Annotated in this window: 13 protein-coding genes and 1 pseudogene; 1 reads left to right on the forward strand and 13 read right to left on the reverse strand. The window is 71.0% G+C overall.

The genetic code is table 11. From position 1 onward, the window contains the following. Positions 1-100: 100 nt before the first annotated feature. The 5 genes and pseudogenes from RM590_RS13715 to RM590_RS13735 all read right to left on the reverse strand — a co-directional run bounded on the left by RM590_RS13715 (position 101) and on the right by RM590_RS13735 (position 4,895). A complete protein-coding gene (locus tag RM590_RS13715) occupies positions 101-1,585 on the reverse strand; it encodes a tetratricopeptide repeat protein (protein ID WP_311704797.1) in 1,485 nt (494 codons plus the stop codon). A 151-nt stretch (positions 1,586-1,736) separates the two neighbouring features. Further along, entirely contained in the window at positions 1,737-2,954 is a 1,218-nt protein-coding gene (locus RM590_RS13720) for an MFS transporter (RefSeq protein WP_311704829.1), read from the reverse strand. 369 nt (positions 2,955-3,323) lie between these two features. After that, a pseudogene (locus tag RM590_RS13725) lies at positions 3,324-3,600 on the reverse strand (ISL3 family transposase); the annotation flags it as partial. 116 nt (positions 3,601-3,716) lie between these two features. Then, complete coding sequence (locus tag RM590_RS13730; RefSeq protein ID WP_311704798.1) at positions 3,717-3,980, reverse strand: hypothetical protein; 264 nt, start codon at positions 3,978-3,980, stop codon at positions 3,717-3,719. Between the two features lie 516 nt (positions 3,981-4,496). Then, positions 4,497-4,895, reverse strand: coding sequence for a hypothetical protein (locus RM590_RS13735; RefSeq protein WP_311704799.1), 399 nt, complete (start codon positions 4,893-4,895; stop codon positions 4,497-4,499). 215 nt (positions 4,896-5,110) lie between these two features. On the opposite strand from RM590_RS13735, the gene RM590_RS13740 reads away from it, so the two are divergent. After that, positions 5,111-5,356 carry a hypothetical protein gene (locus tag RM590_RS13740; RefSeq protein WP_311704800.1) on the forward strand — a complete coding sequence of 82 codons (246 nt, stop codon included), beginning with the start codon at positions 5,111-5,113 and terminating at the stop codon, positions 5,354-5,356. 60 nt (positions 5,357-5,416) lie between these two features. Here the strand turns inward: RM590_RS13740 and RM590_RS13745 are convergent, their stop codons facing one another. The 8 genes from RM590_RS13745 to RM590_RS13780 form a co-directional block, all read right to left on the reverse strand. Beyond that, on the reverse strand, positions 5,417-5,872 hold the full coding sequence (locus RM590_RS13745; RefSeq protein WP_311704801.1) for a hypothetical protein: 456 nt from the start codon (positions 5,870-5,872) through the stop codon (positions 5,417-5,419). Between the two features lie 42 nt (positions 5,873-5,914). Next, positions 5,915-6,637 carry a VOC family protein gene (locus RM590_RS13750; RefSeq protein WP_311704802.1) on the reverse strand — a complete coding sequence of 241 codons (723 nt, stop codon included), beginning with the start codon at positions 6,635-6,637 and terminating at the stop codon, positions 5,915-5,917. A 203-nt stretch (positions 6,638-6,840) separates the two neighbouring features. Further along, positions 6,841-8,148, reverse strand: coding sequence for a glycoside hydrolase family 30 beta sandwich domain-containing protein (locus RM590_RS13755; protein WP_311704803.1), 1,308 nt, complete (start codon positions 8,146-8,148; stop codon positions 6,841-6,843). Positions 8,149-8,401: 253 nt separating this feature from the next. Beyond that, positions 8,402-9,655 (reverse strand): sugar ABC transporter permease, encoded by a 1,254-nt coding sequence (locus RM590_RS13760; RefSeq protein ID WP_311704804.1) that lies wholly within the window; start codon positions 9,653-9,655, stop codon positions 8,402-8,404. After that, positions 9,648-10,442, reverse strand: a complete 795-nt coding sequence (locus RM590_RS13765; RefSeq protein ID WP_311704805.1) for an ATP-binding cassette domain-containing protein — start codon at positions 10,440-10,442, stop codon at positions 9,648-9,650. The genes RM590_RS13760 and RM590_RS13765 overlap by 8 nt, the downstream gene beginning before the upstream one ends. An 11-nt stretch (positions 10,443-10,453) precedes the next feature. Further along, on the reverse strand, positions 10,454-11,518 hold the full coding sequence (locus RM590_RS13770) for an ABC transporter substrate-binding protein (RefSeq protein WP_311704806.1): 1,065 nt from the start codon (positions 11,516-11,518) through the stop codon (positions 10,454-10,456). 12 nt (positions 11,519-11,530) lie between these two features. Further along, complete coding sequence (locus RM590_RS13775; RefSeq protein ID WP_311704807.1) at positions 11,531-12,148, reverse strand: histidine phosphatase family protein; 618 nt, start codon at positions 12,146-12,148, stop codon at positions 11,531-11,533. Continuing rightward, the gene (locus RM590_RS13780) at positions 12,145-13,191 is read right to left on the reverse strand and encodes an NAD(P)-dependent oxidoreductase (RefSeq protein ID WP_311704808.1); all 1,047 of its coding nucleotides are present in this window, start codon (positions 13,189-13,191) and stop codon (positions 12,145-12,147) included. Before RM590_RS13780 ends, RM590_RS13775 begins: the two co-directional genes overlap by 4 nt.

Below are 13,191 nucleotides of genomic sequence, written 5' to 3' on the forward strand. Positions count from 1 at the left end.
CGTGTTCATGCGTCCCGTCCACACCAGAACTCGACGAAGAGCACGGCCGCACCACGCCCCCGGCGCACCGAGGGCGTTTCGCCGGGCATCGGCCCGTTTTTCAGAAGCCGAAGGACGACTCGGAGATGTAGTAGCAGTCGCTGTACGCCGTCCCGGCGGCGAGGGCCCAGCTTCCGTAGAACGGGGTGACGGAGGTGTCCGATCGGGCGCGAACGACGAACTCGTAGCTGCCGGGCGGCAGTTCCAGGGTGAGGGCGGGCCGGTCGAGGTCCGTTGTGCAGCCCGAGCCGCCGAAGCCCTCCAGGACGTCCGTGTGCGTGGTGCAGCCGTCACAGGCTTCCACCCTGGCCGTCCCCGTCTCCGCACCGCTGTAGAGCACCTCCAGCGGCTCGGGTGAGTCGTTGACGATCTCCACCGTGACCGAACTGCCGGGAGCGCTGCCCGCCGCCGTGGGCGGGGGAAGCTCACCGGGCGATCCCCCCTGGGCGAGGCCGATCTCGATCGCGATGAGCAACTCGGAGGCGCGGTCGGCGCGTTCGTCCTCCGGGTAGTCCCCCACCATCCGTTCGAGGACTTCCCGGGCCTCGGTGTACTGCTCGTCCGCGTACCGCCCCTCGCCGCACGCGTACAACGCGTCGGGCAGCGCGCCCTCGGCGCGCCCCGCCAGCTCGTCCGCCGCCGGCGCCTCCCGCGTCTCGGGCAGGGGCAGCAGAGCCTCCAGGGCGGTGAGGGTCTGGCACGGGCGCCCGTCGGCCATCGGAGCGGTGGCGGCGTCGTACATGGCGTCCAGCCGCGCGGGGACCTCCTCGGCGCCGGGCACCTCGCCGTGCTCGTCCCGGACCGTGAGGTACTGCTCGAACGCCGTCTGATAGCCGGCGTATCCCTCGCCCGTGTCCTCCGCCAGCAGCATGTCGGCGTAGGCCAGGCGCAGTTCGACCAGCCGGGCCTCGGCGCCGGGCCAGGGCGGTTCGCCGTCGTGACGGTTCAGGTAGATGTTGTAGTCGGCGATCGCCTCCGTGAACGCCTCCCGGTCGGCCGCCGCCTCGGCGTTGAGCAGGAAACGGCAGGAGACGCGCCCGGCCCGCGCGTCGGCCACCGCTTGGCTGAGGGTGAACTCGTAGCGGCCGGCCGCCGCCCGGTCGTAGTGCACCCGGGCCCGTTCGCAGTCACCGTCCGCGTGGGCCCGCTCCGCCTTCGCCAGCTCGTCGGCCGGTGTGCCGCGGTGGATCGCCAGGCCCGTCGCGACCAGCACCAGCAGGGCCGCGGCGACCGCCGGCGGAAGCCACCGGCGCGAGCGCCGTGCGAAGAGCGTGCGGACATCGGCCGGGCGGCGGCCCAGTCGCCGGCCATCGGCGACCATGGCGGCCAGCCACACCACGTACACCCCGCTCCAGAACAGGGCCGTGTCGCTCGCGTTGAGCGCGTTGGCCGCCAACACGACGGCCAGCGTGACGAGCCACGCGCCCACCGCCCGGGCCCACAACCCCAGATAGATGTAACCCGCGCCCAGGCCACTGACGTTGAGCAGCGCCGCCGCCAGCCCCCGTCGTCGGCCGTCCGGCGACAACGGCGCATCGACAACCATCAATCCCGCCCCCTCCGCCGCCGAGCCGCCGGCCCCTCCCCGGTGCCCGCCCCAGACACAGCGCGCCGTGAGAGTAACCGACAGCGCGCGGCCACGGAAGTGTGCCAGCCGCCGCTCGCACACCACCACCGCGCCCGGCGGCCCCGGACGGCTACCGGCTCCTGCTCGGCCGGCGTTCCCGGTCCGGCCGGGCGTGCCCGGCCGCCGGAGGTGGGGCGGCACGCCCGGTGCGCGCGGTGACCACCATCACGGCGAGGCCGAGCGCCACGACCGCGGCGCCCACGTACAGCGGTGCCGTGTAGCCCAGGCCGGCGCTGATCGCGAGACCGCCGAGCCAGGCGCCGAGGGCGTTGCCCACGTTGGAGGCCGAGACGTTGGCGCTGGCGGCGAGCGGCGCGCCACCGGCGGCGTCCGTGACACGGGTGATCATGCCGGGCACGCTGGCGAACCCGAACACGCCCATCAGGAAGATCAGGACCACCGACGCGACCCGCCCGTCGGCCAGCAGCCCGAACGCCGTGAGCGTGGCGGCGAGTCCCGCCAGGGACACGATCAGCGTGCGGTCCCGGTCGCGGTCGGCCGCCCGGCCCCCGGCGACGTTGCCGATCACCAGGCCGGTGCCGTAGACGACGAGCAGCCAGGCGACATCGGCGCTGGAGAAGCCGGTGACCTCGGTGAACGTGTACGCGATGTAGCTGAACGCCCCGAACATGCCGCCGTAGCTGAGGGCCGTGGCGGCCAGCGTCAGCCAGACCTGCCAGGAGCGGAAGGCGCGCAACTGCGGGCGCAGACCGGCCGCCCGGTGGGCCTCGTCCACGGCGCCCGCCCAGGCCGGGACCCACACGGCGATGGCGGCCACCGCCAGCACGCCGATACCGGTGATCGCCCAGAACGTGGCGCGCCAGCCCCAGCGTTCGCCGACCAGGGCGCCGAAGGGCACGCCCAGCACGTTGGCGACCGTCAGCCCGGCGAACATCACGGCGACCGCGCGCGAGGCCCGCTCCGGCGGGACCAGGCGGCGGGCGACGAGCGAGCCGATGCCGAAGAAGGAGCCGTGGCACAGGGCGGCGACGACGCGGCCGAGCAGCGCCATGTCGTAGGTGGGCGCGACGGCGGACAGCAGGTTGCCGAGGACGAACAACGCCACGAGCCCGACGAGGACGGCCTTGCGGTGGAGTCGGGTGGTGGCGGCGGTCAGCAGGATCGCGCCGATCGCGACGCTCAGGGCGTATCCCGAGATGAGCCACCCGGCCGCGGCCTCGGAGACGTCCAGGTCACGGCTCACCTGGGGCAGCAGGCCGGCGATCACGAACTCGGTCAGGCCGATCCCGAAACTGCCGAGCGCGAGCGCGACGAGCCCGGCGGGCATCCGCCGCGCGTCGCCGTCCTGTCGGATGTTCACGTAAACATCATGGGGTTCGGCCGGTGAACCCGACAAGGGACTTCTCGTCGCCGCCCGCGCTCGGCCGGCCACCCGGAATGGGTGGCGGACCCAGCAGACCAGCTCGGACCGCCGCCGGTGGCCGTGGCGCACCGACACCATGGCGGTGCCCGTGAGCACCGCGCCCGTCCACGGAAGGTGCCGATGGCCTATCGCATCGAAGTCCGCGACGCTTCTCTTCATCGCATCGGAGGCATCGTGTATGCGGCAGGGCGCCGCGACGACCGGCTCGCCTGCCGCCGCCTTGCGTTCCCCGAGCCAGGCAGGTCGGTCTCCTCAATGCAGGTGCTGGCGAGCCACATCTGTGAGGTCGATGATCACGGTGACGTACTTGTCGCCGCGACTAGTGTGGCGCCGCACATGCTCATCCACGCCGATCGCGGTGCCGCCATCGAATCGACGGTCGTCATCGATCAGGATTCGCTTGCCCTCGGCGAGGACGGGCGTCGTTGGCGGTGTTCCACGCGACGCCGAGACGCGGCAACTTGGCTCGCGACTCGGCCGCTCGACGGGTGTCCTGGCGCCCCGCGCAGCCGCAGCACCGGTACCGCCGGATCGTGACCGGTAAAGGTGTTCGGACAAGTCGTGAAGTTCTGGATCGGCCGCGGCCTCTCCAGCCGGGCGTCCCGTCACGGCGTAGGGCCGTTCAGCGCCGTCGCGGGTGTTGTGGTGCGTGACGGTCCGGGGATTTCAGGCGGCGGTCGGAGTGGCCATCGTCGCGGCGAGCTCACGAGCACGGTCGTGGGCGTCGGCCATGGATGCCTCGTGCATCGGGAGAAGCTCAGCCAGGGACGGTGTGTGGGGTGCCATGGTCAGCTCGGGGACCACGGTGGCGACATCGAGTCCCAGCAGTTCCTCTCGTCCGAGCACCGCCTCGGTGGTGGGCACGACGTAGTCGAAGCCGTGGTTGGGCGCGCCGGGACCGTAGCTGCCACCTCGGGCGGAGATCAGCACTGCCCGTCGCTCCGCAGCCGCAGCGCCGGCCGGGCGACGTGGGGGAGATGGTGCTCTACGAGATCGACGTGCCCGCACGGGACGGTGGGATCACCGCCAGCCACCGACTCCCCTTCGACATGCCCTCCGCCACAGCCACGCCGTGGAACACGCGACCGACGGCCGACTTCGCTCAGCCGGGCACGTTCCTGTAAGACATGCACAACAACGGGGCGATACCCGGTACGAGGCATGGACAGGCCAGGACGGCATCTCCGGCATCCCCGACCACATGGCGGTGCAGGTCCGCACACCGCGCGGCTCCGGGCGGCTCAAGTCCTCCTGTGCGTGCCCGGCTGGTCCGGCCCGTCCGAAGGACTGGACGCGTGCAAGCGCTTCGCGCCGGATTCATACCCCTCGACTTCAGGCGCGTGCGAAACGACGGCTTCCGGTGGGTCGACCCGATCAGGGCCTTCCCCGGATCGGCCGCCGCCGTCGGGTGTGGTGCCACCACGTGCCGACATCGGCACGCAGGTTCTACGGCGCGGCCACCCTGGTGAGCTCCAGCGTCGGCGGCCCGTCGGGATCGAAGTGGAAATACACCGTATCCCGGCCCTTCGTGTAGAGCTGGACGCCAACGGTCATGCCGAGTCCCCCGTCATCGACCGACAGGTAGATGAAGTCGCTGGAGGTTTGGCTGTCGACGAACTCCCATTGGCCACTGAAGTCGGCGGGGCCGGAGAATCCGTCTGTCGAGACATCAGTGGCAGAGAATGTCCCGTCGGAATCGAGCAGGATCTCGCCGCCGGTCTCGTCGTTGCGGTACACGCCGGGCAGCTCGTCGGGGTCGACCGAGGCCGTACACCCCGCGGTGAGTACCGCGGAAGCGGTCACGGCGGCGGCGAGCCACCATCCGCATGTTCTCTTGCCTATCACGGTTCAAGCTTAATGATGCACTCGATGACCTGGGTCTTGGGGCCACCGGCCCGGAGTCGCCGACGGCCTTGTCGTCGAGCGAACCGATGTCTTCGGTCCACCAGTCCGTGTGCCCGTTGACGGGCGGGTGGGGCGCGGACCCGAGATCCGACCCGTTGCACGCGGTGTACCCGTCACAAAAATCGTGGTGCGGGCTCCAAGGAGTCATTGTCGAGGTGCCGGACGCTCCCGATGCGGATGGCTGGGGGCTGCGACCGCGGCGCACGGGCGACGGCGCGGAGTTGACGCGTGTGCACCGCGACGGCGCCGTCCGCATCGACCGCCATGGCTCCGCTGTCCCGCTGTCGGTCATCGCGGCCGGCCCGCTGTCTGCACCCAACCTCGGTACGTCCCGGCTGTTCGCCGGGTCCACCGCACCGGCCAGCCCTCAGGCCGGAGATGTGTGGGTGAGCTATGGCTAACCGGCTCCTGGTCCACGACGGAGCCCTGTGGATCGACAGCCCCGAAGCCAGACCGATGATTCAGCCAGTGGACAGACGGAGATCTCCGGCCCAGCTCTCGCACCGGACCCGGCCGGAGGGGAATGTGATCTCCAGCGCGAGCCGCCCGGTGGCCGGGGCGCCCTCCTCGCGGATGGCCAGCACCGTCTCGCCAACGTGATTCGCGAACGGCGTCTCGGTGTGGACCGGTGCCACCTCGACGCGGCCCCACTCACCCATGTCATACCCCTCATGGGGAGCCGACGTTTCCACGATCAGACACCAGTCCGTGCCGATCGTGATGCGCGTGGAGCCCCCCTCGCCGTCGATCAGCCAGGCATCCAACGGCCCGGATGGGGGCCCCGCGCCGTTCCGGTGCCGGGACGTGAACACCTGGGCCAGCCACCGCCCGACCAGGTACTCGGGACGGACGCCGCGCCCATGCAGCGGGCACTCGTGCCATCTCGCGGACTCGCCACCCGGCGACCGTAGCGTCATGCCGAGCCGGAGATCGTGACCCGAGGGGACGCCGTGGCCGGGCTAGCGAGGGGGCACGACACAGAACTCATTGCCGTCGGGATCGGCCAGCGCCACCCAGCCGGCCTCGTCCTGGCCGATGTCGATCAGTATCGCCCCCAGCGAGACGAGACGGTCCACCTCCGCCTGCTGATCTCCCTCGGCAGGCGGAGCGACGTCGAAACGCAGCCGGTTCTTCCTCGACTTCGGCATCAGCGGCGGACCGCCCCACGTGATCTTCGGGCCGCCATGCGGCGAGCGGATCGCGGTCTCCTGGTCCTGGTCCCAGACCAACGGCCAGCCCAGCGCCTTGCTCCAGAAGTATCCGACCTCCTGCGAACCGTCGCACGCGAGCGCTCCGATGAATCCGCAGTCGGCGAGGAAGTTGTTGCCCGGCTCGATGACGCAGAACTCATTGCCCTCGGGGTCGGCGAGCACCACATGGCCCTCCTCCGGGCGTTGGCCGACATCGATGTGCCGGGCGCCGAGTTCGAGTGCTGTCGCCACCGTCTGCTGCTGGTTGTCGAGGGAGGTGCTCGTCAGATCGAAGTGCATCCGGTTCTGCTCGGTCTTCTCCTCCTGGGTCGGGAGGAACCGGATCCGGAACCCGGTGTCATCGCTCGGCAGGAGGGCGATGCCGTCGCGGGGGTCGTCGACCAACTCCCAGTCCAGGACGCCGGCCCAGAAGCGCGCCAGACGGGGCGGGTCGTTCGCATCGAAGCAGAGCGCGTGGAGGTGAGCAGTCATCCCGTTCCGCATCTCCGATCTGCTGACTCGTGGCCGCGGACAGGGCACGTCCCCCCGCTCAAGAGGGAAGTAACCTAAGGCGATTGGGCGCCGCGGCGCAACGCGGATAACGCGGTGGGCGACCGCTCACGCGCGCACGCTCGCGGCCCCGTGCACGGCGGCGTGTTCACCTGCACGCCGCCGTGGAACGAGGGCCGTTCGCCCTACGCGGTCACGAACGTCGTCACGCTCCGAGCGGGAAGCTGGCCCGTGAAGGTGCCGTTCGACACACTGATCGCGGCCTGGGACGCGAGGGTCCGGTTCGCGTCGGTCACCCAGGACGACACCCTGGTTGAGGTGTTGTTCTGCAACGTGAACGACTGACTGACCGACGCCGTGCCCTTGTTGATGGCGACGATGACCACCTGGGAACCACTGCCCCTGAACGCCGACGTGTAGACGTTCGACTGAGGGCTTGAGGTCGCGTCGATCCGCACATGTCCCGGGCGGACGAACTTCGAGAAGTGCGCCATGCTGGCACCGCGCTTGCTGATGCGCCCGTCCTCCCGCATGGGGCCGTAAGCGCGCCGGATGTACCACCACACGTACGCCTGGAACTCGGCATCCACCAGGGCGCGGTGAATGTGTTCCCCCACGTCGAGCGCCTGGGGCCAGAGGTCCGCCGAATCGCTGCTGTTCGGGTAGTAGACCTCGGTCATCCAGAGTTCTTTGCCGGCGCCCCTTTCCCTGAAGAGGGGATAGGGAAAGTTCCCGTACGGCGTGCCGTAGAGGTGAGCGCCGAGAATGTCCAGGTTGGCCATCGCTCCGGCGTCGTTGAGAATCGGGTCCGAGAAGCTCTTCACATACTGGAAGGACTCCGGCGCGATGATCCTGGTGCCGATCGAGCCGGCGTTCTCCCGCAGGAACCGGATCATCTCGGTCGGCGTCCACCACGTCCAGTCGTGCGCGTAATCGGGCTCGTTCTGCACCGAGATGGCATACAGGTTGACCCCGTTGTCCCGCATGAAGACGTAGAAGTCGTTCAGGTGCTGGGCGTAGGCGCCGTACATGTCGTAACGGAGCCGCCGCGCGTCCGTCTGACTGCCGCGGACGAAGGTCTCCACCATGTGAGAGGGGGGATTCCACGGCGACGCGATGACGGTCGCGCCATGCTCGATCGCGCGCCGCGCCGTCGCCACCTCACGGCTCCAGTTCGCGCGGTTCTCGTGGACGGGGATGCGCAGCACGGAGAATCCCAGCTGGCCCTCGCCGTTGCCGAATGCCGTGTCTCTCTGGGCGGCCGTCAGGTCGCTGATCCAGACCGTGTGGTTCATGCCGCCGAAGCCCCGAATCGTCTGCCGCGCCGCCGAGGGGTTGATGACCACGGCGGCCAGCGTGGATGGCGCACCGGACGCCGTCGCGGCCGGCGTCGCGGCCGCGAGAACCGGCAGGGCGCCCATGGTCGCCAGAACGGCCCTCCGAGTTGGCGATTCCGGGCCTGTGGCTTTGGATTCGTTCCGGTTCGACGTCATTGTTCCTCCTGAACGGGTGTGGGGGGTGGGAGCGCTCCCATAGAGGGCGCCACTGGGGACGTGCCTTTACGGGGAGCGAATGCGGGTATCGCCTCGGCCTGTGGGGGACCGCCCTCAAAGGGTGTTCGAAATTGCGAACGATGTGCAAAATGCCGAATTGCTGCGCACGTTAACGGCCCCGCTCAACACCGTCAACCCGTCGGGATGTCCGTCCGGGGAGAGCCGGACATCCCGACGGCGGCCGGGCGCGGGGTCAGGCGCGGCCGTGGGCGGCGCGCGAGCGGCGGGCCGCGGAGTCCAGGGCCACGGCCAGTGCGAGCACCAGTCCGGTGACGATGAACCGGAAGGAGGAGTCCAGGTCGAGCAGCGTCAGGCCGTTGGAGATGGACTGGATCACCAGGATGCCGAGCAACGCGGAGAACGCGCTGCCCCGGCCGCCGAAGAGGCTGGTGCCGCCGATCACCGCCGCGGCGATCGCGTTGAGGTTGACGTCGCCCGCGCCGCTGGCCTGGTTCGCCGCGGCCAGCCGGGAGGCGGCCAGCAGCCCGCCGAGCGCGGCCAGCGACGAGCACAGGACGAACGCGGTGGTGTAGATCCGCCGGACGTTGATCCCCGCCCGGCGCGCCGCCTCCGCGTTACCGCCGACCGCGAACAGTGAGCGGCCCCAACCGGTGCGGGTCAGTGCGTAGTTCATCACCAGCACCAGGACGGTGAAGCCGACGAACATCCAGCCGATGCCCCGCCCCTGGTTGAGGTACCAGGCCGCGAACCCGAGTCCGGCCAGCACGGCCGCGCTGCGCGCCACGAGCAGCGTGGTGGACCGCGCGGAGAGCCCGGCCGCGCGGCGCGTCCTGGCCAGCGCGTAACCGGTGGCGAACAGCCACCCGGCGGCGACCACCACCAGCACATAGGACAACCACGCGGGCACGAAGGCCAGTTGGGCGAAGTGAACCAGTCCGGAGTCATAGGGCAGGTTGATCGCGCCCGTGTCGCCGAGCAGATAGAGCTGCACCCCGAGGAAGCTGAGCAGCCCGGCCAGCGTCGCCACGAAGCTCGGCACGCCCAGGCGGGTGACCATCTGCGCGTACACCCAGCCGATGGCGGCACCGGTTCCGATCGCGGTCGCCATGGCCAGCGGCATCGGCCAGCCCGCGTCGACGAACGTGACCGCCGTGAGCGCCGCGGACAGGCCGCTGACCGACCCCACGGACAGGTCGATCTGCCCCACCAGCAGGACGCACACCACGCCCAGCGCGATGACGCCGACCGAGACGCTGTCCATCAGCAGGTTCACCAGGTTCGCGCTGGAGAGGAACAGGGGGTTCAGCGCCTGGAACACCAGCCAGATGACCACCAGGCCCAGGGAGATCGGCAGCGCGCCGAGGTCACCGGCCCGGATGCGGTCCAGGATGTCCTTCAGCGCGGCCCGCAGGCCCGCGCCGCTGCTCAGCCGTTCGTCGAGCAGGTCGAGCGGGGCGGCCGCTTCGGCGGCTTTGACGTCACTCATCGCCGGGGTCCTCCCTTCGGTTCGTGCGGCGGGACACCACGTTGTCGGCCGCGCCGATGATCGCCGCGATAAGTTCTTCGGAGGAGACGCCGGCGGCGTCGAAGACTCCGTTGTTGCGGCCGAGCCGCAGCACGGCCACCCGGTCGGCGACCGCGCGTACGTCCTCCATGTTGTGGCTGATCATGATCACGCCGAGGCCGCGGTCGCGCAGCCGTTCGATCAGATTGAGCACCTCGGCGGTCTGCGCGACGCCGAGCGCCGCGGTCGGCTCGTCCAGGACGATGATCCTGGGGTCGCCGAGCAGCGAGCGCGCGATCGCCACGGTCTGCCGCTGCCCGCCGGACAGCGACGCCACCGGGACGCGAACCGAGGGGATCTTCGCGGACAGTTGGCGCACCAGCTCCCAGGACCTGATCTCCATCGCGACCTCGTCCAGCCGGCCGCGGCGCAGCTCCCGGCCGAGGAACAGGTTCTCGACCACGTTCAGGTTCTCGCACAGCGCGAGGTCCTGGAAGACGGTGGCGATGCCGAGCGCGTGCGCGTCGGCCGGGCTGGTGATCGTCACCTCGCGGTTGGCGAAGGTGATCGAGCCGGTGTCCGCGCGATGCGCGCCCGCCAGTACCTTGACCAGCGTGGACTTGCCGGCGCCGTTGTCGCCGACGACGGCGACCACCTGCCCGGGCAGCACGTCCAGGTCGACGTCGGTGAGCGCCGCGACCGCGCCGAAGCGCTTGCTGATCCCGCGCAGCGACAGGATCGGCTCGGTCGCCGTTGACAGAGCTGACATGCCAACTCCTCTCAGCCCAGGCCCATCTCGGCGCACGCCTCGGCGTACTCGGCGGTGCAGATGTCCGAGACCGAGATCTGGTCGGAGTCGGCCAGCACATCGGCCAGGTTCTCGCGTGTCACCACGGTGGGTTCGAAGAGCCGCGCGGGCGTGTCGAACAACGTTGTCTCGCCCTCCGGTTCCTCGCCCGTGACGAACTGGTAGGCCACCTCGGCCGCCGCCTCGGCGACGATCTGGATCGGTTTGGAGATGGTGTTGTACTGGTCGCCGGCCACGATCCGCTGCGCCGCCGCCACCTCGAAGTCGTTGCCGGTCACCGGGGGCACCGGCACGCCGGCCGCCTTGAACGCGGCGATCGCGCCGCCGCCGGTGCCGTCGTTGGCGGCTACCACGCCGGCGATGTCGTCGCCGAACCTGGTGATCTGGCCGCCCACCCACTCCTGCGCGTCGGAGGGCTGCCAGTCCGGGGTGTCGTACTCGGCGAGCAGTTCGTAGCCGCTGTCGTCGATCGCATTGTGGATGCCGTCCTTGATCAGGCCGGCGGCCGCGTCCGTCGGCGAGCCGTTGACCTGGAGCAGCCCGCCCTCCGCGCCGGTCTCCTCCAGGTGGTCCACGAGCGACTGCCCGATGCTCTCGCCGATCTTCTCGTTGTCGAAGGAGATGTAGTAGTCGGCCGGGGTGCCCACGACCGGCCGGTCATAGGCGATCACCGGAACGCCCTGTGACCGCGCGGAGTTGACGATGCTGGCCGCGGCGTTGGAGTCGACGGGGTCGAGGACGATGGCGCTGACGCCCTGCGCCAGCGCGGAGTTCGCCTGCTGCTGCTGGCGGGAGGCGTCGGCCTGGGCGTTGTTGTAGATGACCTCGCAGTCGGCGCACAGCTCGTTGATCCGTGCCTCGAACAGCGGGCTGTCGTAGAGCTCGTAGCGGGTGGAGGCGATGTCCGGCATCAGGAAGGCGATCTTGGCGTTCTCGGCGTTGCCACCGCCCCCGCCGCCCTCGCCCTCCGAGGAGCAGGCGGTCGCGGCGGACAGGGCGAGCAGGGCGGAAGCGGCCACGGTGAGCGGTCGGCGCACGGTGCTTTCCTTTCAGGGCGGCGGGAAGGTGCGGTTGAGCGAGAGGAGGGAGACGCTCCGGGACGCGTCGGCGGGCAGCCTGATCTCTGTGACCGCGACGTTGTCCAGCCGGGGGATGAGCTGTCGGTAGGCGGCGACCGGCAGGCCGAGGAGTTCGCACAGGGCCAGGCGGAGCACGGTGCTGTGCCCGACCACGAGGACGGTGCTCTCCGGGTACCGGGCGCCGACGTCGCGCAGTGCCGCCGCGGCCCGCGCGGCGGCGTTCCGGGGCGGCTCGGCGCCGGGAAAGGGGTGCGCGGCCGGGTCGGCGACGAACCGGCGCGCGCGTTCCGGATCCGCCTCCGCCAGCGTGTGACCCTCCAGGATGCCGAAGTCCACCTCGCGGAGGTCGGGCACCACCCGCAGGGGCACCCCGACCGCCTCGGCCGCCGGTGTGGCGGTCCGCACCGCGCGGCGCAGCGGTGAGCTGACCACCACCTGGACGCCCTCGGCGAGCGCGCCCTGGGCCAGTGCCGCCACTTGGCGCAGGCCGTTTTCGGTGAGATCGGGATCGCTGCGCGCGCCGGCGTAGCGGTTGTCCGCGTGCCAGACGGTCTCCGCGTGCCGGACGAGCAGGACGCGGCCGGTCAACGGGCCACCCCCGCCGGGTTGGCGTGGTGCAGCGGCGGCTCGCCGCGCAGCCAGCGGCCCGCCTCGGCCGCGACCATGCGGGCCGCGCGCTCGGCGACCGCCCGGCTCGCCCCCGCCAGGTGCGGGGTGAGCACCACGTTCGGCGCGGTCCGCAGCGGGTGGTCGGCGGGCAGCGGCTCCACGTCGTAGACATCGAGGCCCGCGGCGAACAGGTGCCCGTTCCGCAGCGCGGCGGCCAGCGCGGCGTAGTCGAGCAGACCGCCGCGGGCGCAGTTGACCAGCACCGATCCGCGCGGCATGGCGGCCAGTTCGGCGGCGCCGATGAGTTCCGCGGTCTCGTCGGTGAGCCTGGCGTGCAGCGAGACCACCGTGGAGCGTTCGAGCAACTCCTCCAGCGGCACCAGCCGCGCCCCGGCCGGCATCGCGGCCGGGTCGGCGTAGGGGTCGCTGACGAGGACGTCGGCGCCGAGCGCGACGAGCGCCGCCGCCACCCGGCGGCCGACCGCGCCCGCGCCGACCAGGCCGACGGTGCTGCCCGCGATTTCCAGCCCGGTGGCGTCGTACGCGAACAGTTCGCTGTCCCAGCGGCCCGCCAGCATGCCGGCGTGCGCCCGGGGGATCCGGCGCATCGCCGCGAGCATCAGGCCGAGCGTGTGCTCCGCGGTGGACTCGGCGTTGCGTCCGGGCGCGAACGTGACCGCGACGCCGCGCTCGGCGGCCGCCGCCAGGTTGGCGTTCACCGGGCCGCCGCGGGAGACCGCGAAGAGTTCCAACTCCGGGCAGGCGGCCAGGACTCGGCGGGTCAGGGGAGCCATCTGGGTCAGGCACACCCGCGCCGGGCCCAGTGCCTCGATCATCCGCTCCTCCGAGCCGGACGCCTCGTCGACCTCGGCCACGCGGCCGAACGGCACGCGGGGCCACGGCAGTTCCAGTTCGCGCACCTGCCATGCCGCCGGGCCGCCTTCGGCGTGCAGCGCGTCGATCAGGAGCCGGTTGCGCACGAAATGGTCACCGGCCACCAGCACCGGGATCGGTTCGGCCAC

Source organism: Streptomyces litchfieldiae (assembly GCF_031845365.1).
Taxonomy (GTDB): Bacteria; Actinomycetota; Actinomycetes; order Streptomycetales; family Streptomycetaceae; genus Streptomyces; species Streptomyces litchfieldiae.